This is a genomic window from Spongiimicrobium salis, assembly GCF_043678055.1.
GTDB lineage: Bacteria > Bacteroidota > Bacteroidia > Flavobacteriales > Flavobacteriaceae > Spongiimicrobium > Spongiimicrobium salis.
The window spans coordinates 180,859-202,702 of record NZ_JBHEQA010000002.1 but is presented as its reverse complement, the minus strand read 5'-3'; the positions used below and the strand labels follow the sequence as shown (position 1 = coordinate 202,702).

Sequence of the window (21,844 nt, the reverse complement as noted above, 5' to 3'; positions counted from 1 at the left end):
CATTTGGTATTAATCCTTATTTTTAGAGTCTGACTAATTATCCATATCATGAACACCATTTTTAAAATAAGTATCCTTTTTTCCTTTCTTGCTATTTCTGGCACTCAGGCACAGATGAAATCTTCTAAAATGAAGTATTCCAAAGGCGCCCACATGCGAAGTTTACCTATAGATACAACCGTGGTTACACAACATACCGTTAAAATCAATGGGGCAGTAATTCCGTATACCGCCAAGACAGGAACACAGCCTGTTTGGGACGATATGGGGGCTCCCATAGCTTCCCTTCATTATACCTATTACACCAGAAACAATATTAAAGATAGGGCCTCTAGACCCTTATTGATTTCTTTCAATGGAGGTCCTGGATCTGGATCGGTCTGGATGCATTTGGCTTATACGGGTCCTAGAATACTAAAAATAGATGATGAAGGCTATCCTGTACAACCATACGGTGTGAAGGAAAATCCATTTTCTATTTTGGATATTGCCGATATTGTTTATGTAAATCCTGCCAATACCGGATACTCCCGAACTATCCCAGAAAGTGGTAAAGAGGTGGATCGCAGTAAATTCTTTGGCATCAACGCAGACATTAGCTATTTGGCGGAATGGCTGAATACTTTTGTTAGCCGAAATAATCGTTGGCGTTCCCCAAAATATATTATTGGAGAAAGTTATGGAGGGACTCGCGTTTCTGGTTTAGCCTTGGAGTTACAAAACCGACAATGGATGTATCTGAACGGAGTGATTATGGTTTCTCCAGCAGATTATAAGGTACTTAGAAATGGTGGCCCTGTTAGTAACGCCTTGCACCTCCCCTATTTTACAGCAGCAGCTTGGCATCATAAAGCGCTCCCACCTACCCTACAACAGAAAGATCTCCTAGAGATTCTCCCGGAATCTGAGGCCTATACGCTGGATGTATTGATTCCCGCACTCGCCAAAGGTGGCTTTCTATCGGATACGGAAAAAAAGGAAGTGGCAAAAAAAATAGCGTACTATTCCGGACTTCATGAAAAGGAAATTTTGGAACATAATCTCGCCGTACCTACGCAGTATTTTTGGAAAGCGCTGTTGCGAGATCGAGGAGGATACACTACCGGACGATTGGATTCTCGCTATTTAGGGCTAGACCGGCAATTATCCGGGCAATCCCCGGATTATAGTGCGGAATTAACTTCATGGTTGCATAGTTTTACTCCTGCCATCAATTACTACCTTCAAGAAGAGCTCAAATTCAAAACAGATATCAAATACAATATGTTTGGCCCCGTTCGTCCATGGGACAATAGTAATGATAATACCAGGGATAATCTCCGCCAGGCCATGGCCCAAAACCCGTATTTGCACGTCATGTACCAATCTGGGTACTACGACGGGGCCACGACCTATTTTAATGCGAAGTATTCCATGTGGCAAGTTGACCCTAGTGGACGTATGCAAGATCGCTTCAGTTTTAAGGGGTATCGCAGTGGACATATGATGTATTTGCGAAGAGAAGACCTTCAGAATGCCAACAATGACATTCGTGATTTTATAAAAAGAACACTATCCAATGGAAAAGCGGCCCGGTACGAACGATAATGTGTATCCTATTTGTTTGTAGTCTAATCCCCAAAAGGAAGTGGACAAAAAGAATTTCTTTATACTTTAATTATTGAAAACCCAGTAATCACCGGGTTTCCAAAAGTTTGGAAGTGCTTTTGTTTCCTTGTTTTAAGGCTGTGGCATATGCCGTGTCCCCAAAGTTGTTTTTAACCTCCTTATTGGCCCCGGCCTCTAGCAATAGTTGTACTACTTCCCGCTGATCAAAGGTAGCCGCAAAGTGTAACGCCGTAGCCCCATTGTAATTCTGTTGATCAATGGCCGCATTATTGCAGAGCAATAGTGCTGCAATTTCTTTATACCCCTGAAAAGCGGCTCCCATCAGCGCCGTATTCCCAGAATTATCCATACCATTGACATCCACTTTTTGGGAAAGTAAATATTCCACCATGGGCAATTGTTTGTTGTAAACGGCAATCATCAGCAAGGAATAGCCCTTGGTATTGGAATACTCCAATAAAGAGGCATTTTTTTTCACAGATTCTTCCAGTATGACCACTTTTCCCTCGCGCACTACAGTTTCCAATACTTCAAAATCTTGTGCTCTGGTAGTTCCAAAACTTAGGAACACTCCTAAGAGCAGCATCAATTTATAATTCATTTCATAAGTTTTAAAAGATCATGGCATTCAGAAACAAGCTTGCGGTCATTTCCTAAATGCCATATCCGGTTTTTGAGTAAAAAAATTATCTAAAGTCCTTTGCCGAAAAGCCTAAGGCTTTGGCAACACGCATCCCATAATCCCTATCGGCCCTATAAAAATGGGTGATCATTTTCTTCTGTATCTCTTTATTGGTCACTTGTCCCAGATCACCTACTAAATTTTTAATCAGGTGCTTTTTTTCTTCTTCGGACAAGGAGCGATAGAATTCCCCTGCTTGGCCGTAATTATTCGACTTATCTATCGTACTCTGCGTAATTATACTTGCCTCGGATGCGGTATGCCCAACTTGCCTATAGCTCGTATCTTCTGTTACCCCAATCTTATTACTGGGTTGAAAATTGATATCCGCACTTGCAAACCGATCATTTCCAGCACTATTCCAGCTATCCGAATTGTAGTTAATCACCTTGTTTTTGGGCTGATTGACCTTAATCTGCTGAAAATTCCCTCCAAGTCTATGCCGTTGGGTATCAAAATAAGAGAACAATCGTCCTTGCAACATCTTATCTTCTGAAGGTGCTACCCCTGGAATAAGATTTCCTGGAGCCATTGCAATGGATTCTACCTCTTCAAAGAAATTGATCGGGTTTCGATTCAAAGTCATGGTTCCTATTTTGGTCAATGGAAATTTTTCTTCAGACCAATGCTTTGTATCGTCTAAAGGCCAAAAATCAAAGGAATCTAAATCTTCCGGTTGGATCATCTGTACATAAAGGTCCCATTGCGGGAATTTCTTAGCATCGATGTCTTTTCTCAGGCTTTCTGTGGCATGCCCTAAATTTTTAGCCTGAATGGCAGCAGCTTCTTCGGGCGTCAAATTCTGTACCCCCTGTTTGGTTTTCCAAGTGTATTTTACATAGGTAACCTTTCCTTTTTGGTTCACCCATTTATAGGCATGCACACTACTGCCATCCATATACTGATATCCTTTAGGAATTCCTAAATCCGTGAATAGCCGTGTAACCATATGGGTGGCTTCCGGAGTCAGGCTAAAGAAATCAAAAAAACGATTGGGATCCTGCTTATTGGTCACCGGAGAAGGTTTTACGGAATGGATCAAATCCGGAAACTTAATGGCATCCCGAATAAAAAAAATGGGAATATGATTCCCTACAATATCATAGTTGCCCTGTTCCGTGTAGAATTTTACGGCAAAACCTCTAGGGTCCCGTGCAGTTTCAGCTGAACCTTTTCCATGGGCTACCGTAGAAAAACGAACGGCAAGATCGGTGCGCTTCCCTGGGCGAACAAAAGGAACAGCCATAGTATAATCCGACATATCCGCTGAAGCTTCAAAATAGCCAAAAGCGCCAGCGCCTCGGGCATGGACCACTCTTTCTGGAATACGCTCTCTATCAAAAGCGGCAAGTTTTTCAATTAAATGAATATCCTGTAACAGTACAGGTCCATTTTTTCCAAGGGTTTGGGAATTTTGGTTATCCCCTACGGGCACCCCTCCATTTGTGGTCATTTGCTGGGCATTTCCCATCCCCGAGATCAATAGTCCGAAACATACAAATAGTTTCATTTTCTTCATAACAATGTAGTTTTTTATGTTTTTGTTTTTCATTGATAAAACTAAAGCGGGAAAAGCAGACACGAATCACTTTTCATTATTGAAATATTATAGTGACATAAGGGGAGCTTATTATTAGCAATGACCATATCATCATAAATTTTTCTTATATTTTCTTTATCAAAAAACAAACACATATGAAACTAGGAGCATTCTCGGTAAGTCTGGCGGTCAAGGACCTCAAGGCTTCCAAAGTATTTTATGAAAAGTTGGGGTTCAGCAAATTTGCCGGGGACATGGAAATGAACTACCTCATCATGAAAAATGGGGAGACGATCATTGGGCTTTTTCAAGGGATGTTCCAAAACAACATCCTTACGTTTAATCCTGGTTGGGATCAAAATGCCACTACCTTGGAAGATTATGAGGATGTACGGCAGATCCAAAAGACGTTAAAACAACAAGGTGTTGCTCTGGAACGGGAAGCAGATGAGACTTCCAGTGGGCCGGCAAGTCTTGTGCTCCTTGATCCCGATGGCAATACTATCCTCATCGATCAGCACGTTTAATAGCTTACTGGGATATCCCTGAAGTAGCGTAAAAGCATGGTATTATGGATTTAAATCGATGGTTGGCCTTGATGGATGTCTTTGGGTTCTCGGAAAATCAAAGCGTTTTTAAAGAACTGCTGGCTCTATATTCAGAGAAGCATCGCGCTTATCACAATACCACCCATATTAATGATTGCCTACAACAATTGGACGCCATTACCTCTTTTCTTCCCTTTAAAAAAGAAATGGAGCTGGCTTTGTGGTTTCATGACTGCATTTATAATCCCTATGGCAAGGACAATGAGTTAAAAAGTGCAGAAAAAGCAAAACAATTTCTTTTAAGTCAGCAAGCAAAACCAGAAACAATACGCTGTATATGGGATATGATTATGACAACTTTACATAATGGTATTCCGAAAAATGATGCAGAGGCTTTATTGGTGGACATTGACCTTTCTATCTTAGGTAGTGAAAGTGCTGTTTATGAGTCGTATACTGCCAAAATCAGGGAAGAATACAAAAGCGTCCCTGGTTTTTTATACCGTAAAAAACGAAAGGAGATCTTGCATCTCTTTCTTAAAAAGAAGCGCATATATCATACCGCTATCTACTATGAGGGTATGGAAGTTAGAGCTCGAAATAATATCAGCGCGGAAATAATGTTGCTCTCCAAATAAACCAATCCATGGATCTCTGATTGTAACAAATATCGTATTTACACTACATATAAGAGAAAATTAGCCTGTAGCAGGGTTTCAAAAACCGGGTTTTATGGAATAGCGCGAATGCATTGAAAAATACAATGTTTGCCGGCTCGAAATAAGATAATACCAATTCGCCATTGGTTGTTGTTTTCCACTTAAAAAAATTATCTTAGAGCATTGAATTAAATTTTTTCACATGTCCGATACTACTCCAGAAAATGTCAATGCCACTGCCTATTTGAAAATGTTGAAATTGTTGCATTTGGCCATCATTGTTGCCCCTTGCTTATTTGGGGTTTTTGTAGTGTATTCCCATGAATCATTACAGATGGACTTTAATCATCCTGAAGATGTATTTGTCTATATTGTTCCGTTAATTGCACTTGGAGGATATTTTGGGAGCAGTTTTATTTTTGGAAAAATTATAGGTGGATTACGACAAAAGAAAAACCTTCAGCAAAAATTGAGTGGTTACCAAGGGGCTTCACTGGTAAAATACGCCTTGCTTGAAGGCCCCGCTTTATTAAGTTTTTTTGCCTACATGAATGTAAGTCATCCTTTGTATCTCCTAATTGGCGTTTCATTGGTTGTTTACCTTTTTTTCCAACGCCCTAGCAAGGATGGCATTATCAAAGATCTGGAATTGGGACATGCGGAGCAACGTTATTTTAAAAATCTATAATACAAATACCTTATGTGGAGAGCTATATCATTTAAAGTAATCTTTTTAATCTTAGGAATATTGGCTTGTATAGCCCTGTTTTCTTATTCAAATGCTCCCAATTTGGAGCAATCGGCAACTACTGGGCCTGAAAATGGTTCTCTCGTTATCGTAGGGGGTGGCGCCATGCCTAGTACAATTCCTGAAAAATTTATAGAATTGGCCGGAGGTTATGATGCACCTATCGTTGTGATTCCCACGGCGGGAGGTCGAAATTCGTATAGCCAAGATGCAGGAGGTGCCGGAAGATTGCGTAGTATGGGTGCAACCAACGTAACCGTAATTCATACCAATGACAAAAATGTCGCCAATTCCGACGCCTTTATTGCTCCTTTGAAAAAGGCAAAAGGGGTTTGGTTTAGTGGAGGTAGACAATGGCGCCTCGTAGATTCCTATAAAAATACCAAAACCGAGAAATTAATTTGGGAAGTGTTGGACCGCGGTGGTGTCGTTGGGGGATCTTCTGCAGGTGCATCCATTCAAGGTTCCTATCTTGCCAGGGGAGATACCAAAAACAATCAAATCATGATGGGAGATCATGAAGAAGGTTTTGGGTACATCAAAAATATTGCGATAGACCAACATGTCTTGGCACGCAACAGACACTTTGATATGTTCAACATTTTAAAAAAGAAACCTGAATTATTAGGGGTCAGTATTGATGAAGGAACGGCCCTTATCGTCAAAGGAAATACCTTTGAGGTCCTTGGTAAAGGATATGCCCTTATCTATGACGGATCCTTTTGGTCTCGTGAAGGGTCTTCCTTAAAAGATCTTCCTCAGGAAAATCTATTCTATTTTTTACGTGAGGGTGATCAGTACCATTTGACTGAACGCAAAGTAATTACGAACCGATAAAAAAACAGCCCATGGAAAATAGTGAAAAATACATTAAATTATACAGCGGCTCCGAAGTAGCCATCATTCTCTTAAAAGGACTATTGTCTGCCCAAAATATCCCTACCATTGTCAAAGATGAACAACAATCCGCAGTGGCAGGGGGCTTTCGTGGAGGCAGTTCTAATATTGTAGACATCTATGTACAGCAGATAGATAAAGAAAAAGCTATGCCAATCTTAAATGCTTTTAAAGAAAATCAAAATTAACCCATGAAAGTAAAAGTAGGTCTTGTACAGGAAAGTCCCGTATTTTTCGACAAAGAAGAAAGCTTAAAAAAAACGGAAGTTCTTGTAAAAAAATATGCTGCTGAGGGATGTGAATTATTAGTTTTTCCCGAGTCTTTTATTCCTGGATACCCAAGAGGTTTTACCTTTGGCGCCAATATTGGCCGAAGAAGTGATTCGGGCAAAGCCTTATATGCCGAATATTACAACAATAGCATTTCGTTGGAAGGAGCCGATGCCAAACGTCTGGAACGTCTGGCCAAAGAGCAAAATGTATATCTGGTACTGGGGATTACAGAAAAACAGGACACTAATGGCAGCCTGTACTGTTCCATGGTCTATATTTCCCCTACTCAAGGTATCCTTGGGGTACATAGGAAAATAAAACCTACTGGAACAGAACGTATTGTCTGGGCAGAGGCCGCTGGAGAATCCTTAGTTACTTTTAAGACTAAAATAGGGAAATTGGGCGGACTCATTTGTTGGGAAAATTACATGCCTTTGGCTCGTATGGCCATGTATAGCCAGGGGGTTGAGATTTATATTGCACCAACAGCAGACTCTAGGGAAGAATGGATTTCTACCATGAAACATATTGCTTTGGAGGGCAGATGCTTTGTTTTAGGGTGCAATCAATATTACACCAAATCCATGTACCCCGAGAAATACCAATCCTTAGTAGAAAATGAAGTAGAGGAAATGTGTCCCGGCGGTAGTATCATTGTCTCCCCTATGGGTAAAGTTATGGCAGGGCCTTTATTTGGGGAAGCCGGTGTCCTAATGGCAGAATTGGATTTAGAGCATCTAAAGTTAGGAAAGATGGACTTTGATGTCATTGGGCACTATGCTAGAAATGATATCTTTGAATTTAAAGCTATAGGGCAACCTAACATCCAAGAAGAACCTTAATTGAATTCTCTATGAAAACCATTACGTACCGTATCTTATTCCTTAGCATTGTATTTCTTATGCCAGAGACTTTTCAAGCCCAAGACTGGGCAAATCTAGACCATTTCGCAAAAGCAAATTCCAAATTGGCAGCTCCCGCCAAAAATGAAAATAGGGTGGTATTTATGGGTAACTCCATTACCATAGGATGGCTCAATTCCCGTCCGGCGTTTTTTAAAGGGAAACCTTATGTCAATCGAGGAATCAGTGGTCAGACTACTCCCCAAATGGTTTTGCGATTTAGACAGGATGTCATTGATTTAAAACCTAAGGTTGTGGTCATACTTGCCGGTACCAACGATATCGCCGGAAATACAGGGCCTTCTACCTTGGAAATGATTATGGATAATATAAAGTCCATGGCGGAATTGGCCACATCCAATGAAATCAAGGTGATACTTTCTTCGGTATTGCCCGCCTATGATTACCCATGGAGACCTGGATTGGAACCTAATATTAAAATCCCAAAACTCAACGCAATGATCAAGGCCTATGCCCTGGAAAAAGGTCATATTTATTTGGATTATTTTTCTGCTATGGCCGATGAACGCAATGGCTTACCTAAAAAGTATGCTCATGATGAGGTACATCCTACATCGGCAGGTTACCAAGTAATGGAACCTTTGGTTGAAGCCGCAATTCAAAAAGCTTTACGTTGATGTACACAAAACTTTTTTCATTCCTCTCCCTTCTTTTAGGCGTGTTCATTGCACAAGGACAGCAATCAAAGCCCAAAGTAATGCCTGCACTGGAGCTATTATCTTCTTATCCAAAAGCTAGGGATTTTACCATATCCTCCTCGGAGAATGAGGCTTATTTTACCTTACAGAGCCCCTTGGAAGAAGTATCTGTTATAGCTTTTACCCAAAAAGTGGATAAAAAGTGGTCCAAACCTCAAATTGCGGCCTTTTCAGGAAAATACAATGACCTAGAACCCTTTCTATCACCAAGTGGACTACAACTTTATTTTGCTTCCAACCGACCCATGAACGAGGAGCACCTTAGCCCTAAAGATTATGATCTCTGGTATGTGGAACGGGAAAGTTTAACGGCTACTTGGTCCAAACCTAAATGTTTACCGGCTCCCGTTAATACTTCTCATAATGAGTTTTATCCATCCGTTTCCAATAATGGTAATCTTTATTTTACTTCCGATAGCCCAAAGGCAAAAGGAAAGGATGATATTTTTTTCAGCAAACGGGATGGAGTGGCCTATAATGCCCCTGTTTCTTTGCCTTCTGCTATCAATACCGAAGGTTTTGAATTCAATGCCTTTATTGCACCAGATGAATCTTACTTAATTTTTAGTGGTTACAATAGAAAAGATGGCTTGGGTAGTGGAGATCTATATATAAGTTATAAAAATAAAGAAGGAAATTGGGAATTGGCCAAGAATATGACAACCGTTAATTCTAAATATATGGATTATTGTCCATTTGTACATGTCGCTTCCAAAACGTTATACTTTACCAGTAGAAGAAGTTCCATAACGCCTAATAAAAAGCGATCTATAGAAGTCTTTTCAAAAGATGTTCTCAGTTATGAAAATGGATACAGTAGAATTTATAAAGTCAATTTAAAAAGTGTATTCGCGAAGGAATAAGTTTCATCGCTAGACATCTATTCCCTCAGCGTTTTATAAAAGAATTTAGGTTCTTTCCCTATATACCTCCACTCCTTTCTGAGGCAGAACGTTCTTTTAGAAGGATACATTTCAGCTTTTTTTTGACCTTTGCTGTTTCTTTAGAAGGAAGGAAAATTCATTTTCTTAACTTGCCAAGCATGGAAAACCCTCTAGTGAGCATTCTAATTCCGTTTAAAAATACAGCTGTTTTTATTCCAGAATGTATTCGATCCATACGAAATCAGCAGTATCAAAATTGGGAAGTTATTGCGGTAGATGATCATTCCGAAGATCATAGCTCCCTGATATTGAAAGAGTTTGCAGAAAAAGACGAGCGCATTCAGGTTTACCTTAATACGGGAACTGGTATCATTGCGGCTTTACGCACGGCCTATACCTATGCACAAGGTGCTTTAATCAGTCGGATGGATTCTGACGATATTATGCTCCCCAATAGGATACAGTATATGGCGAAAGATCTACAAGTCTATGGAAAAGGATACCTAAGTATTGGGCAAGTACAATATTTTTCGGACAGTGGAATTAAGCCCGGCTATGCCCGTTATGAGAAATGGTTGAATGCATTGACTTCCCAAGGAAATAATTTTAAAGAAATTTATAAAGAATGTGTGATCCCTTCCCCTTGCTGGATGGTTCATCGGGAAGATTTCAACAAGATTGGGGCTTTTGAGTCCGATCGTTACCCAGAAGACTATGATCTTGCATTTCGCTTTTATGCCGGGAAATTAAATTGTATTCCTTCCGATCAAGTGTTGCACCAATGGCGGGATTATAGCTCAAGAACTTCAAGAACCAGTGTGGTTTATGCCCAAAACTACTTTTTGGATATCAAGGTTTTTTATTTTTTAAAACTGGATCATCAGAGCCTTAGGCCCTTGTGTGTATGGGGGGCAGGAAATAAGGGAAAGGCCATTGCCCAACGATTGCTGAAAGAAGGAATCCCATTTTATTGGGTATGTGATAATCCACGTAAGATCGGAAAGGAGATCTATGGAAAAAAAATGGAGTCCTATACTTTTTTACCTACTTTAAAAAAACCGCAATGTATTATCAGTGTTGCCAATGAAGTGGAGCAAAAAACTATTGTGACCTATTTAACAGCACTTAAGCTAAAAGCTGCGGAAGATTATTTTTTCTTTTGTTGAGTGTACATCATAGTTCACTATAAATCAAAAGACTACCTTATTTCGTTCAAAAAATCCATCAAAATTTAAAAGAGAACCTATTATTTTACCATTGCGTTAATATATAGTGGAGATTAGTTTTGTTATATTTGGCAAATTAAAATTTGGGAATGCAGTTTAAATATCCGGAACTCCTGTGGGCACTATTTCTACTACTCATCCCTATTATCATTCATCTTTTTCAACTTCGAAGGTTTAAGAAAACGGCATTTACCAATGTAAAACTTCTGGAAAGGGTTGTTGCCGAATCGCGCAAGAGCAATACCCTAAAAAAATGGCTTTTATTGATGACGCGGCTTCTATTATTTGCGGCCTTGATTCTTGCCTTTGCCCAACCATTTTTTGCCAAGGAAACAGCATTATCAGCAAAAGAAACGGTCATTTATTTGGATGATTCTTTCAGTATGCAGGCTAAAACCGGAAACGGTTCCCTATTCCAAAATGCAATACAGGATATCATAAAGGTAGTTCCAAAAGAGGAGACTTTTAGTTTATTTACCAATGAGCAAGTTTTTAGAAATAGGACCATAAAGGATATACAAAACGACCTTTTAAAATTAACGCCAACTCCAAAACAATTGCGTTTGGATGAAATTCGGCTAAAAGCCAAGACTCTTTTTGATTCCAGGGAAAATACTATCCAAAATCTTGTTCTCATTTCTGATTTTCAACAACGTTTACAATCCGAATTCATCGATTCTACAACTACTATGGTAGAGCATTGGGCACAGATGCTTCCAGATGTAAATGAGAACATCGCCATTGACACCGCTTATGTGGAGTATGTTGGACTTCAAAATATGGAATTAACCACTTTGTTATCTACGAATGCCACCATAGAATCTACTCCTGTTTCCCTGTATAATGGGGATCAACTAATCGCCAAAACAGCGGCCGTTTTTAATGAAAATAGAATCGCAGAGGTAATGTTTTCATTACCGATCAATGAAATTATCAACGGAAAAATAGAGATTACGGATACGGGTTTACCCTATGACAATCAGCTTTTCTTCAACATCAATGAAAAAGAAAAAATCAATGTATTGGCTGTACGGGGTGGAGACGATGAGTATCTTGGTCGTATTTTTACAGAAGATGAATTTCAATTGACCACCACTCCATTGCAAAGCCTAAATTACAGTCTTCTGGATAGTCAAAATTTGATTGTGTTAAATGAACTTACTCAAATCCCAAATGCACTGCAGAATGCGTTGCGTTCGTTTATAGCCAATGGAGGAAGTGTGATCATTGTACCTGCCAGTGATAGTGATTTAGCCAATTACAACCAACTTCTGTCCACCTTTCAAACCACGTTTACACAACGTATTGATAGCAAACGTAATATTGCTTCCATTGCTTTTTCCCATCCCCTCTTTAAGAATGTCTTTGAAAAAAAAGTGGAGAATTTTCAATACCCTACGGTGAGTCAATATTTTAAGGCCCAAACAAGGGCTGCATCTGTTTTATCCTTTGAAGATAGCGCTCCCTTTTTACTAGGGTCCAATGGTGTTTATCTGTTTACCGCTCCCATTAGGGCAGAAAATTCCAATTTCAAGAATTCCCCGCTCATTGTTCCAACATTCTATACCATTGGTATCAATAGTCTTAAATTATCCAGACCCTATGAGAATTTGGGAACTTCAACGGTTATAGACGTGCCTATTTCCTTGGAGAAAGATAACATCCTAAAACTGGTTACCTCAGGTTATGAATTGATTCCCCAGCAGCAATCTTTCTCAAACAAAGTACGTTTGACTTTCGATGAAAACTTGGAAAACGATGGTATTTATAGCATAGCAAATGGGGAAGAACGTGTGAAAAATATAAGTTTCAATCACCCAAGAGCAGAAAGCGATCTTAGGTACCTACCATTGGAGGATAATCCCAATAGCATACAACAAGGAACCATTACAGCACTTTTTGAAAAAATGAGGCAAGACAATAAAATAAACGAGCTCTGGAAATGGTTTATTATTTTTGCCATAGTTTTCGCGCTTATTGAAGTTTTGATTCAGAAAGTGTTGAAATAGCACCTTGCTAAGATTGATACGAATTATATAGAGGAAAAGCCATAACCTAAGATCATGAACATACTTGTAAAGTCTGCAAAAATCATAGATAGTTCCCTTAAGAGCCTTCATCTAAAAAAGCGAGACATTTTAATTAAAAATGGAATTGTTCACAAAATAGCCGCTAAAATTGAAGCTCCCGCAAAAACGAGAATCATCGATATCAAGGGGCTTTGTGTTTCCGTGGGTTGGTTTGACAGTAGTGTAAGTTTTGGAGAGCCTGGCTACGAAGAAAGAGAAACTATTGCCAATGGTCTCAAAGTAGCGGCCCAAAGTGGTTTTACGGATATTGTTTTAAATCCCAATACCTTCCCGGTACCCGATAATAGTGCTACCGTGGTCTTCCTTAAAAATGCGGCAAAGAACAGTGTAAGTAGGTTACATCCCTTGGGAACTTTAACCCTAAAAGCTGAAGGAAAAGATCTTGCAGAACTTTATGATATGCAAAATGCCGGTGCTGTAGGGTTTTATGATCATAAAAAGTCCATAGACAACTCCAACCTCCTGAAAATTGCTTTACAGTATTCCCAAAGCTTTGATGGCTTGGTGCATTCGTTCCCCATTGACACCAAAATTTCGGGAAAAGGAATGGTACATGAGGGAATTGCTTCCACAAAATTGGGATTAAAAGGTATTCCCCCATTGGCCGAAGAATTGCAAATTGCCAGAGATTTGTTTATTCTTGAATATACCGGAGGAAAATTACACATCCCCACGATTTCAACGGCCAATTCGGTAAAACTAATTGCCACGGCCAAAAAGAAAGGATTGGATGTTAGTTGTAGCGTGCCCGTGCACAATCTGTGGTTTACAGATGATGTCCTAAGCGAATTTGATACTAATTATAAGGTAATGCCTCCTTTACGGTCACGTAAGGATATTAGCGCTTTAATTAAAGGGGTTGAGAATGGCACTATAGATTTCGTCACTTCCGATCACACGCCCATTGATATAGAACAAAAGCGTGTGGAATTTGATAATGCCGCTTATGGCGCTATAGGTTTGGAAAGTACCTTCGGCGTTCTAAATCAAATATTTGGTATGGTCAAAGCCGTGGAACTCCTCACCCAAGGACGAGAGCGTTACCAATTGAAGGTTCCAAAAATCAAAGAAGGGGAAAGGGCATGTTTCACACTTTTCAACGCAGAGGAAGAGTTTATGTTAAGTCGTGAAAACAGTTCCTCTACTTCCTTGAATACCATGTACCACGGCAAAAAAATGAAAGGGATGGTCTACGGCGTTATTTGTAATGACCAAATACTGATCTGAACATTTTTAAGTTATAGTAACTCACCTAAACAACAATAATTATGGATCAACAAGTAAAAGAAGAAGGTAAAACAATGGCTATTATCAGTTACATCACGGTCATTGGATTACTCATTGCATTTATTATGAACAATTCTAAGAATAATGCCTTCGCACAATTTCATATTGGACAATCTGTCCGCATTGCCATTTTAGGGGCTGCAAACTATGTACTTAATTGGTTTCTACCCTCTGGCTTATGGTTCATTTCCAGTATTATTTCTTTAGGGATTCTTGTTTTTATGATTCTTGGCGTCGTCAATGCCATAAACTTAAAAGATGAGCCCCTACCCGTTATTGGCACCATTGGATAACGTCATTATATTTTTTGAAAAGAGGTCCTTCTTTGGGCCTCTTTTTTTTTGCAAAATTGTATACCTTGCAACAAATTTAAAACTATGGACACTGTTAAGGAAGGGAAAACTACGGCTATAGTGGCATATCTTACCCTTGTTGGGGCTTTGATCGCCCTTACCATGAATTTAGAGCCAAAAAACCCCTTTGCCCGCTTTCATATTCGTCAGGCATTTGGTTTACACCTTATTTTTTTAGGTTTTGCACTTTTCTTAAGCAAATGGTTCAATGAATACGCTTGGATAGGCTTGTATGTTTTCTATATCACCTTATGGTTTTATGGGTTTTTAGGGGCCATTAATGGGAAAAAACAATCCGTTCCTGTTTTGGGTCCGTACTTTCAAAAATGGTTTACATTTGTAAGCTAATTTTTATACTGTAATTTATGCAAACAAAAGACCTCTCGCTATATCATATTATAAGGCCATCAAAATTTCAAGACGACAAACCTCCTGTCTTGTTTCTGTTTCATGGCTATGGAAGTAACGAAGAGGATTTGTTTTCTTTTGCTGCGGAATTGCCCGAACAATTATGCATTATTGCTGTAAGGGCTCCCCATAATATTATGGTTCCCAATGCCTATGCATGGTATTCCATTAATTTTGATTCCACCGATGGCAAATGGAGCGATGAAAAGCAAGCTGCCGAATCTAGGGATGCCATTGGGAATTTCATTGTCGAAGCCTGTAATACCTATGGCTTGGACGAGGAAAATGTAAGTATCCTAGGGTTTAGCCAAGGCGCTATTTTGAGTTATGCCCTAGCCTTATCTTTTCCAGAAAAAATTAAAAATGTAATTGCCTTAAGCGGTTATGTTCTCGAAGGCATTCTTACGGAAGGTTACAAGGAAAAAGATCATCGCAAACTTGCCGTATATACATCCCACGGTACTATGGATGATGTTATCCCATTGCAATGGGCGCAAAGAGCTCCCGGCCTGCTCAAAAGTTTAGGTATTTCACATGACTATCAGGAGTTTCCTATAGGCCACGGTGTTTCTCCCCAAAACTTCTACGCCTTTAAAACGTGGTTGGAGCAAAAAATTTAATTGCTTCTAGTATACAGTAAATGATCCACCAATTGAAATTCTACGCCCAAATCATCATTTAATTCATAGCGTATAACCACTTCTCCCCAATATTTTCCATCTGAAAAGTCGGCCAAGATCCACTTATGATTTAGTACTTTAATCTTATTTAATTTGAAATCGCTTTGCATCCCTTCATAGGGAATCAATGGGTTGTCTCCTCTTGACTCATTGGTTTCCAATAGCTTATCTGCAATATAGGAGGAAGGATTTTCAAGATTCAAATGCTCATAATACACCAGGGCATCGTCGTTGTTTTCCAAGGAAAAATATTGCATATCCAATACTTTCAATTGTAATTTCTGTACAGAGTCCTGCAGTTGGGTTACTTCAGATGTTAAGGTTGCTACCTTAGCATCTTTATCCTTTACCATTTTTCCCGTACTAACAAATTGATATAAGGCAATCAATGCGGCGAAAACGAAAAGGTATATAAACAATCTATTTTTCAATGAAACTTTATTTAAATTTAACAATAAGGAGGCGTTTTTACCTCTTTCTAAATCAAACGGTCAAGACCAGATTATCGTACGCCAAATGCACATTTTTTGGCAACTTTTTTTCCACTTCGTCATGAAATCCCAGCATATGACTAATGTGCGTGAAATATGCCTTTTTAGGCTGTACTTTTTCAACAAAGGCAAGGGCTTCTTCCAAATTAAAATGGGTTTGGTGCACTTCTTCCCGCAATGCATTGACTACTAATACATCTACATCATGAAGTTTTACCATTTCTTCCTCAGGCACAGTCTTCACATCTGTTAAGTATACAAAACCTTTGATTCGAAAACCAAGTACGGGAAGGCTTCCGTGATACGCCTCTATAGGTATCGCCATGGTGTTTCCTATGGCAAAAGGAGTACTATTGATTTTATGAATCTCAACCCCTGGCGCGCCTGGATATTTATTGGTGGTTGCAAAAATATAATCAAACCTTCTTTCCAGTGCACCAATTACCCTTTCATGGGCATAGATGGGGATATTTCCCTGTTTAAAGAAAAAGGGTCTTATATCGTCTATCCCCGCAGTATGATCCGAATGCTCATGCGTAAATAGAATCCCATCCAATTGCGCAACATCGTGTGTTAACATCTGTTGTCTAAAATCGGGACCGCAATCTATAACGTAACAATAGGTATCCCAATTCACCATTACCGACACACGAAGTCTTTTATCTTTAGGGTTTTTACTTAAACAGACCGGATGCGTGCTCCCAATTATTGGAATTCCCTGAGAGGTACCCGTGCCTAAAAAAGTAATCTTCAATCTATTCTTCATTAATTTCAAAATTATAACTTATTTATTTAATAAATTCGATGATCTTGTTAACTTTGTTATACGCAAAACATATAGAATGGCTTCTGTTTCGAAAAACAATATTGCATTTGAAAATGTACCTTCCATTAAGGCCAAAACCTTAAGAATAAATTTGAATCCAGACATCTACGGAACCTTTGCAGAAATTGGTGCTGGGCAAGAAACGGCTCGGCATTTTTTTAGATCTGGTGGTGCTTCGGGAACCATAGCAAAAGCCATGAGTGCCTACGACAAGGATTTTAGTGATGCCATTTATGGGGTTGAACAGGATGGCCGTTATGTTACCCAACCCAGGCTAAAAAGAATGTTGGCGCATGAAATGCACCTGATGGAAGAGCGTATCAGTCGGGAAAAGAATCCAAATAAACTCTTTTTTTCCTATGCCAATACTGTAGCTACCATTGATTTTTCAAAGCGATATAAAGGTCACGGATGGCTGGGAATACGTTTTCAATTGGACCCTCATCAAAAAGAATTTGATGAAATTATCATCCATATCCGATTCAAACAAAATGAAGCGCGTTTACAGCAGGAAACCCTGGGAATTGTAGGAGTCAATCTTATCTATGGCGCTTTCTACAAACACGATAAGCCTAGAAAGTTATTGCGCTATTTGTACGATCATATAGACAAGGATACCATAGAAATCGATATGATCAACTTCTCTGGCCCCAATTTTAAAAATGTGGATAACCGTTTGATCAGTTTGGATTTGATCAAAAACGATATGACGGATGCCGTAATGTTTGGTCCTGATGGGAACAACTTATTACCGGCTGCAATTTTGTATAAAAAGAACATCTTGGCATTGCGGGGGAGTTTTAGACCAGTAACCAAGGTGAATATGGATATGTTCCAGAAATCTTATGAAATTTTGATTCGGGAACAAAATGTGGAAGAGGAAAATACTATTGTTGTTTTCGAAATTACTTTGGCCAATCTAAAGGCCTCAGGGGAAATTGACGAACAAGATTTTATGGATCGTGCGGAATTGCTTTGTTCCCTAGGACATACCGTAATGATCTCTAAGTTCCAAGAGTACTATAAACTAGTAGAATACCTCAGTAATTATACGAAAGCCAAAATAGGACTCACCATGGGTGTTAATAATTTGGTTGACGTATTTGATGAAAAATATTACCGCCATTTGAGCGGTGGAATATTAGAGGCCTTTGGAAAATTGTTCTTTAAAGATTTAAAGGTATACCTCTACCCCATGAAAAACGCAGAGACCGGGCAAATCATGACCAGTAATAATGTAAAAGTCCATCCGAGAATGAAAGAATTGTATAAATTCTTTAAATACAATGGGAAAGTAATGGACATTATTGATTATGATCCTGAAATTATGCATGTTTTTTCTAGAGATGTATTGAAGAAAATAACCAACGGAGAAGATGGTTGGGAACATATGCTACCCGAAGGAATTGCGGAAATCATAAAAGATAAAAAGCTCTTTACCAGAAAATTAACCGAAGAACTTAAGAAGTAAAAGCGTAAGTAACAAAAAAGGCCGCAATCTCGATTGCGGCCTTTTTTTGTAGCTATTATCTAGAACTTAAGACAATATTTGTGCGGCATGATCTTTTGTCTTCACTTTAGCAATAACATTGCTCACCACTCCTTCTTCATCAATAATAAATGTCATTCTATGAATGCCATCATATTCCCTCCCCATGAATTTTTTGGGTCCCCATACACCAAAGGTGTTAATTACCGTATGGTCTTCATCCGCTAAAAGCGGAAAAGGGAATTCAAACTTATTTCTGAAGTTGGATTGTTTTTTTTCCGAATCAGCGCTTACTCCCAAAAGTTCATAGCCTTCGGCTTGTAAGGCCGCATAATTATCCCTAAGATTACAGGCTTCCGCAGTACATCCGGGAGTATTTGCTTTTGGGTAAAAGAATACTACCAATTTTTTTCCTTGATAGTCTGAAAGTGTAACCGTATTTCCATCTTGATCTTTTACAGAAAATGAAGGTACTTTGTCTCCAATTTTTAAGGTATTCATAGTCAATTTTAGTTAAATTCGTGTTTTAAATTTTCCGAGTAAAACTACATAAAAAATGACGAAAGCCGAAAAGGTTGCCTTTACAATAAAAACCCTGGAGGAACTCTACCCTACAATCCCTGTCCCCTTGGACCATAAAGACCCCTATACCCTATTAGTAGCCGTTTTACTATCTGCTCAGAGCACCGATGTACGGGTGAATAAAATAACGCCTTTATTATTTGCGGCGGCCGACAACCCCTACGATATGGTAAAACTTTCTGTTGACGAAATACGGGATATTATAAGGCCTGTGGGATTATCCCCCATGAAATCCAAAGGCATTCATGGATTATCCAAAATGTTGATCGAAAAATACAATGGTGTGGTACCTTCCGATATTAAATTGTTGGAAGAATTTCCTGCCGTAGGACATAAAACGGCCAGTGTAGTGGTTTCGCAGGCTTTTGGCATACCTGCCTTTCCTGTAGACACCCACATTCATCGTTTAATGTATCGCTGGGGATTTACCAATGGGAAAAATGTAGTGCAAACGGAAAAGGATGCGAAAAGGTTGTTTCCCAAAGAAAAATGGAACGATTTGCATCTACAGATTATCTGGTACGGACGGGATTATTCTCCTGCACGAGGCTGGGACCTGGATAAAGACATTATTACCAATACCATAGGCCGTAAAAAAGTATTGGAGGAATACCATAAAACAAAAAAGACCCGCTAAGGGGTCTTTTTTTGTTAGTTTAAGCAATTCTCGAACTTGAACTCCTTATACGAAATCATTTGTATTGATTTCGAGTAATTCAATAAAAATTGAATTGTAGATGGACAAGTTTTTACGAGCTCGCAATTGTTCTGTTCCTCGAAGTAAATTTTTTCCATATAATAATATTGTTATGTAAGCATAACGCAAGTAAAATGGAAATATTGCTTTTTAGAGGTATTTCAGCGGTTTTAGTTTGTTAAAACTATGTTATGTTTGTCAATAATCTTTCTAAGATTGATCAATGCGTAGCGCATTCTTCCCAATGCTGTATTGATACTCACTCCTGTATTTTCGGAGATTTCTTTAAAACTCATGTCTTTATAGATACGCATTAAAAGCACTTCTCGTTGATCATCTGGTAATTCTTCGATCAATAAACTCAAATCGCTATCAATCTGGTCTTTGATAATCTGCTTTTCTGCGTTCAACTTATTATCACTGATGACAGAAAAAATGTTGAAATCATCATTCCCTTCAAACATGGGCATTCTCTTGTTCTTTCTAAAATGATCAATAATCAGGTTGTGTGCAATACGCATTACCCATGGTAAAAATTTACCTTCTTCACTATAAGAACCTCTTTTTAACGTCCTAATTACTTTGATAAAAGTGTCTTGGAAAATATCTTCTGTGATATCTCTGTTCAATACTTTTGAATAAATAAAACTTGAAATACGTTGGTTGTGTCGGTTGATCAAAACCTCTAGGGCTCTTTCATTTCCATTGATATAATCTTTTACTAATGCCGAATCATCAATTTGAAATTTCATACGAATGCTTTTTTTTGGTTAAGATTAGGGGCTCTTTCCCACTATATTTATCGTGGTCCAGAAATTACTTTTTTTGGTTTTTTGTTTTTAAAAGAGGTTCGCTTTAAGGGCGTATTTCTTTTTCTTAATCTGAGATAAAACTATATAAAAGAGGCATTTTGAAAAAAACATTGTTGTCAAAGCCCTTTTTTGTGATGTGAACGCTTGTTTTTTATTTCTGAGCGAAAAAAGAACTGATCCATATTTGAAGTATACACCCCGGAAAAGTAATCCGTAGGTGGACCTATAAACCGCAAAAATATGGTCATTGACCGCTTTTTAGTACAAGAATTGTGTTTTGTGCGAAGAATTAAAGTTTAGGGCTCCACTTCATTTTCAGCATACTATAGAAAAGACAAAGGCCCAAGATGTCTTGGGCCTTTGCAATCATATCATAAAATATTGAACGATCAAACGTACAAATCAATTTTTATTGCTTTCGAATTTCATACCATTATAATCTACTACTTCCAAGGATTTAGAATAGTTCAACAAAAATTGTACAGTTGTTGAGCGGGTTTTCATAATCTTACAAACATTCGGTCTTTCAGAGTAAATTTTTTCCATAGTTATGATGTATTGTTATGGTAAGATAACGGCACTAGTATGGAAATCGTAATTCTACTCGACCTGTTGCAGATTAATTCGTTAAAATGATATTATGCTTATCAATAATCTTCCTGAGGTTGATCAATGCATAACGCATTCTTCCCAATGCGGTATTGATACTCACTCCTGTATTCTCCGATATTTCCTTAAAGCTCATATCTTTGTAGATACGCATAATCAATACTTCTTTCTGATCTTCGGGTAATTCTTGAATCAAGACACCAAGATCACAATCGATCTGATCTTTTATAATTTGACCTTCCGCATTCAATTTTTCATCCCCAATAATGGAAAAGATATTGAAATCATCACTTCCTTCAAATAAAGGCATTCTTTTATTCTTTCTATAATAATCTATAATCAGGTTATGTGCGATTCGCATTACCCATGGTAAAAATTTACCTTCTTCACTATAGGAACCTCTTTTTAAGGTTCTAATGACTTTAATAAAAGTGTCTTGAAAAATATCATCGGCGATATCCCTATCCGCTACTTTTGAATAGATAAAGCTTGTAATACGCTGATTGTGTTTATTGATGAGGATTTCAAGGGCTTTTTCATTACCCTTCATGTAGTCTTTAATCAGTAACGAGTCGTTAATCTTTACTTCCATAACAATTACTTTTTTTTGGTTAAAATTAGTGACCCTTTCTCTGTAGAGGGGCCTGCTAGTTATTAGGCTAATTTTAATTAAAGTAATTGTCTCCTTATAGGCTTTTTTAACTTTTAGTTACGATTCAAATATAAAAAAAATATTATAGTATCAAAAAAACTAATCCGACATATTGATCACTTAAAACGTTGAATGATCAATTTTGGATTTTAAAATACACAAATTGTATCTTTGCATTCTTA

24 protein-coding genes are annotated in these 21,844 nt (G+C 38.4%); 17 read left to right on the top strand and 7 right to left on the bottom strand.

Going from position 1 to position 21,844, the window contains the following annotated elements; genetic code table 11:
* Positions 1 to 114: 114 nt before the first annotated feature.
* Positions 115 to 1,587, top strand: coding sequence for a S10 family peptidase (locus ACEXOE_RS10255; RefSeq protein ID WP_394749625.1), 1,473 nt, complete (start codon positions 115 to 117; stop codon positions 1,585 to 1,587).
* A gap of 88 nt (positions 1,588 to 1,675) precedes the next feature.
* Here the strand turns inward: ACEXOE_RS10255 and ACEXOE_RS10250 are convergent, their stop codons facing one another.
* Positions 1,676 to 2,209: an ankyrin repeat domain-containing protein gene (locus tag ACEXOE_RS10250; protein ID WP_394748686.1), complete on the bottom strand. Its 534-nt coding sequence runs from the start codon at positions 2,207 to 2,209 to the stop codon at positions 1,676 to 1,678.
* An 85-nt stretch (positions 2,210 to 2,294) separates the two neighbouring features.
* On the bottom strand, positions 2,295 to 3,800 hold the full coding sequence (locus ACEXOE_RS10245; protein WP_394749624.1) for a catalase: 1,506 nt from the start codon (positions 3,798 to 3,800) through the stop codon (positions 2,295 to 2,297).
* Between the two features lie 185 nt (positions 3,801 to 3,985).
* Here ACEXOE_RS10245 and ACEXOE_RS10240 point away from each other — a divergent pair, with 185 nt between their 5' ends.
* The 14 genes from ACEXOE_RS10240 to ACEXOE_RS10175 all read left to right on the top strand — a co-directional run bounded on the left by ACEXOE_RS10240 (position 3,986) and on the right by ACEXOE_RS10175 (position 15,444).
* On the top strand, positions 3,986 to 4,357 hold the full coding sequence (locus tag ACEXOE_RS10240) for a VOC family protein (protein WP_394748685.1): 372 nt from the start codon (positions 3,986 to 3,988) through the stop codon (positions 4,355 to 4,357).
* A 44-nt stretch (positions 4,358 to 4,401) separates the two neighbouring features.
* Complete coding sequence (locus ACEXOE_RS10235) at positions 4,402 to 5,016, top strand: HD domain-containing protein (protein ID WP_394748684.1); 615 nt, start codon at positions 4,402 to 4,404, stop codon at positions 5,014 to 5,016.
* A 223-nt stretch (positions 5,017 to 5,239) separates the two neighbouring features.
* A complete protein-coding gene (locus ACEXOE_RS10230) occupies positions 5,240 to 5,725 on the top strand; it encodes a hypothetical protein (RefSeq protein ID WP_394748683.1) in 486 nt (161 codons plus the stop codon).
* A 12-nt stretch (positions 5,726 to 5,737) separates the two neighbouring features.
* Complete coding sequence (locus ACEXOE_RS10225; protein WP_394748682.1) at positions 5,738 to 6,622, top strand: cyanophycinase; 885 nt, start codon at positions 5,738 to 5,740, stop codon at positions 6,620 to 6,622.
* 11 nt (positions 6,623 to 6,633) lie between these two features.
* Positions 6,634 to 6,870 (top strand): putative signal transducing protein, encoded by a 237-nt coding sequence (locus ACEXOE_RS10220; protein WP_394748681.1) that lies wholly within the window; start codon positions 6,634 to 6,636, stop codon positions 6,868 to 6,870.
* Between the two features lie 3 nt (positions 6,871 to 6,873).
* Positions 6,874 to 7,797: a carbon-nitrogen hydrolase family protein gene (locus ACEXOE_RS10215; protein WP_394748680.1), complete on the top strand. Its 924-nt coding sequence runs from the start codon at positions 6,874 to 6,876 to the stop codon at positions 7,795 to 7,797.
* Positions 7,798 to 7,808: 11 nt separating this feature from the next.
* Entirely contained in the window at positions 7,809 to 8,495 is a 687-nt protein-coding gene (locus ACEXOE_RS10210) for an SGNH/GDSL hydrolase family protein (protein WP_394748679.1), read from the top strand.
* Positions 8,495 to 9,439 (top strand): TolB family protein, encoded by a 945-nt coding sequence (locus tag ACEXOE_RS10205; protein ID WP_394748678.1) that lies wholly within the window; start codon positions 8,495 to 8,497, stop codon positions 9,437 to 9,439. The genes ACEXOE_RS10210 and ACEXOE_RS10205 overlap by 1 nt, the downstream gene beginning before the upstream one ends.
* 179 nt (positions 9,440 to 9,618) lie before the next feature.
* Positions 9,619 to 10,626, top strand: coding sequence for a glycosyltransferase family 2 protein (locus tag ACEXOE_RS10200; RefSeq protein WP_394748677.1), 1,008 nt, complete (start codon positions 9,619 to 9,621; stop codon positions 10,624 to 10,626).
* 149 nt (positions 10,627 to 10,775) lie between these two features.
* Positions 10,776 to 12,695 (top strand): BatA domain-containing protein, encoded by a 1,920-nt coding sequence (locus ACEXOE_RS10195; protein ID WP_394748676.1) that lies wholly within the window; start codon positions 10,776 to 10,778, stop codon positions 12,693 to 12,695.
* A 54-nt stretch (positions 12,696 to 12,749) separates the two neighbouring features.
* Positions 12,750 to 14,003 (top strand): dihydroorotase, encoded by a 1,254-nt coding sequence (locus ACEXOE_RS10190; protein WP_394748675.1) that lies wholly within the window; start codon positions 12,750 to 12,752, stop codon positions 14,001 to 14,003.
* Positions 14,004 to 14,044: 41 nt separating this feature from the next.
* A complete protein-coding gene (locus tag ACEXOE_RS10185) occupies positions 14,045 to 14,356 on the top strand; it encodes a hypothetical protein (RefSeq protein WP_394748674.1) in 312 nt (103 codons plus the stop codon).
* A gap of 84 nt (positions 14,357 to 14,440) precedes the next feature.
* On the top strand, positions 14,441 to 14,764 hold the full coding sequence (locus ACEXOE_RS10180; protein WP_394748673.1) for a hypothetical protein: 324 nt from the start codon (positions 14,441 to 14,443) through the stop codon (positions 14,762 to 14,764).
* Positions 14,765 to 14,781: 17 nt separating this feature from the next.
* Positions 14,782 to 15,444, top strand: coding sequence for an alpha/beta hydrolase (locus tag ACEXOE_RS10175; protein ID WP_394748672.1), 663 nt, complete (start codon positions 14,782 to 14,784; stop codon positions 15,442 to 15,444).
* Here ACEXOE_RS10175 and ACEXOE_RS10170 read toward each other — a convergent pair.
* A complete protein-coding gene (locus tag ACEXOE_RS10170; RefSeq protein ID WP_394748671.1) occupies positions 15,441 to 15,935 on the bottom strand; it encodes a hydrolase in 495 nt (164 codons plus the stop codon). The genes ACEXOE_RS10175 and ACEXOE_RS10170 overlap by 4 nt on opposite strands.
* Positions 15,936 to 15,987: 52 nt before the next feature.
* Entirely contained in the window at positions 15,988 to 16,761 is a 774-nt protein-coding gene (locus ACEXOE_RS10165) for an MBL fold metallo-hydrolase (RefSeq protein ID WP_394748670.1), read from the bottom strand.
* A gap of 76 nt (positions 16,762 to 16,837) precedes the next feature.
* On the opposite strand from ACEXOE_RS10165, the gene ACEXOE_RS10160 reads away from it, so the two are divergent.
* Positions 16,838 to 18,292 carry a TonB-dependent receptor gene (locus tag ACEXOE_RS10160; RefSeq protein WP_394748669.1) on the top strand — a complete coding sequence of 485 codons (1,455 nt, stop codon included), beginning with the start codon at positions 16,838 to 16,840 and terminating at the stop codon, positions 18,290 to 18,292.
* 66 nt (positions 18,293 to 18,358) lie between these two features.
* On the opposite strand, the gene bcp is transcribed toward ACEXOE_RS10160, so the two are convergent.
* Positions 18,359 to 18,811: a thioredoxin-dependent thiol peroxidase gene (gene bcp / locus ACEXOE_RS10155; RefSeq protein WP_394748668.1), complete on the bottom strand. Its 453-nt coding sequence runs from the start codon at positions 18,809 to 18,811 to the stop codon at positions 18,359 to 18,361.
* Between the two features lie 55 nt (positions 18,812 to 18,866).
* On the opposite strand from bcp, the gene ACEXOE_RS10150 reads away from it, so the two are divergent.
* Complete coding sequence (locus tag ACEXOE_RS10150; RefSeq protein WP_394748667.1) at positions 18,867 to 19,529, top strand: endonuclease III domain-containing protein; 663 nt, start codon at positions 18,867 to 18,869, stop codon at positions 19,527 to 19,529.
* A 230-nt stretch (positions 19,530 to 19,759) separates the two neighbouring features.
* Here ACEXOE_RS10150 and ACEXOE_RS10145 read toward each other — a convergent pair whose 3' ends face one another.
* Together ACEXOE_RS10145 and ACEXOE_RS10140 are read right to left on the bottom strand one after the other, a co-directional pair.
* Positions 19,760 to 20,341: a sigma-70 family RNA polymerase sigma factor gene (locus tag ACEXOE_RS10145; RefSeq protein ID WP_394748666.1), complete on the bottom strand. Its 582-nt coding sequence runs from the start codon at positions 20,339 to 20,341 to the stop codon at positions 19,760 to 19,762.
* 679 nt (positions 20,342 to 21,020) lie between these two features.
* Positions 21,021 to 21,602, bottom strand: a complete 582-nt coding sequence (locus tag ACEXOE_RS10140; protein ID WP_394748665.1) for an RNA polymerase sigma factor — start codon at positions 21,600 to 21,602, stop codon at positions 21,021 to 21,023.
* Positions 21,603 to 21,844: the final 242 nt, after the last annotated feature.

Bases quoted from the DNA above. Each gene is read 5' to 3' on its own strand.
- ACEXOE_RS10255 (WP_394749625.1), top strand. From the start codon at position 115: ATGAAATCTTCTAAAATGAAGTATTCCAAAGGCGCCCACATGCGAAGT.
- ACEXOE_RS10250 (WP_394748686.1), bottom strand. From the start codon at position 2,209: ATGAATTATAAATTGATGCTGCTCTTAGGAGTGTTCCTAAGTTTTGGA.
- ACEXOE_RS10245 (WP_394749624.1), bottom strand. From the start codon at position 3,800: ATGAAACTATTTGTATGTTTCGGACTATTGATCTCGGGGATGGGAAAT.
- ACEXOE_RS10240 (WP_394748685.1), top strand. From the start codon at position 3,986: ATGAAACTAGGAGCATTCTCGGTAAGTCTGGCGGTCAAGGACCTCAAG.
- ACEXOE_RS10235 (WP_394748684.1), top strand. From the start codon at position 4,402: ATGGATTTAAATCGATGGTTGGCCTTGATGGATGTCTTTGGGTTCTCG.
- ACEXOE_RS10230 (WP_394748683.1), top strand. From the start codon at position 5,240: ATGTCCGATACTACTCCAGAAAATGTCAATGCCACTGCCTATTTGAAA.
- ACEXOE_RS10225 (WP_394748682.1), top strand. From the start codon at position 5,738: ATGTGGAGAGCTATATCATTTAAAGTAATCTTTTTAATCTTAGGAATA.
- ACEXOE_RS10220 (WP_394748681.1), top strand. From the start codon at position 6,634: ATGGAAAATAGTGAAAAATACATTAAATTATACAGCGGCTCCGAAGTA.
- ACEXOE_RS10215 (WP_394748680.1), top strand. From the start codon at position 6,874: ATGAAAGTAAAAGTAGGTCTTGTACAGGAAAGTCCCGTATTTTTCGAC.
- ACEXOE_RS10210 (WP_394748679.1), top strand. From the start codon at position 7,809: ATGAAAACCATTACGTACCGTATCTTATTCCTTAGCATTGTATTTCTT.
- ACEXOE_RS10205 (WP_394748678.1), top strand. From the start codon at position 8,495: ATGTACACAAAACTTTTTTCATTCCTCTCCCTTCTTTTAGGCGTGTTC.
- ACEXOE_RS10200 (WP_394748677.1), top strand. From the start codon at position 9,619: ATGGAAAACCCTCTAGTGAGCATTCTAATTCCGTTTAAAAATACAGCT.
- ACEXOE_RS10195 (WP_394748676.1), top strand. From the start codon at position 10,776: ATGCAGTTTAAATATCCGGAACTCCTGTGGGCACTATTTCTACTACTC.
- ACEXOE_RS10190 (WP_394748675.1), top strand. From the start codon at position 12,750: ATGAACATACTTGTAAAGTCTGCAAAAATCATAGATAGTTCCCTTAAG.
- ACEXOE_RS10185 (WP_394748674.1), top strand. From the start codon at position 14,045: ATGGATCAACAAGTAAAAGAAGAAGGTAAAACAATGGCTATTATCAGT.
- ACEXOE_RS10180 (WP_394748673.1), top strand. From the start codon at position 14,441: ATGGACACTGTTAAGGAAGGGAAAACTACGGCTATAGTGGCATATCTT.
- ACEXOE_RS10175 (WP_394748672.1), top strand. From the start codon at position 14,782: ATGCAAACAAAAGACCTCTCGCTATATCATATTATAAGGCCATCAAAA.
- ACEXOE_RS10165 (WP_394748670.1), bottom strand. From the start codon at position 16,761: ATGAAGAATAGATTGAAGATTACTTTTTTAGGCACGGGTACCTCTCAG.
- ACEXOE_RS10160 (WP_394748669.1), top strand. From the start codon at position 16,838: ATGGCTTCTGTTTCGAAAAACAATATTGCATTTGAAAATGTACCTTCC.
- bcp (WP_394748668.1), bottom strand. From the start codon at position 18,811: ATGAATACCTTAAAAATTGGAGACAAAGTACCTTCATTTTCTGTAAAA.
- ACEXOE_RS10150 (WP_394748667.1), top strand. From the start codon at position 18,867: ATGACGAAAGCCGAAAAGGTTGCCTTTACAATAAAAACCCTGGAGGAA.
- ACEXOE_RS10145 (WP_394748666.1), bottom strand. From the start codon at position 20,341: ATGAAATTTCAAATTGATGATTCGGCATTAGTAAAAGATTATATCAAT.
- ACEXOE_RS10140 (WP_394748665.1), bottom strand. From the start codon at position 21,602: ATGGAAGTAAAGATTAACGACTCGTTACTGATTAAAGACTACATGAAG.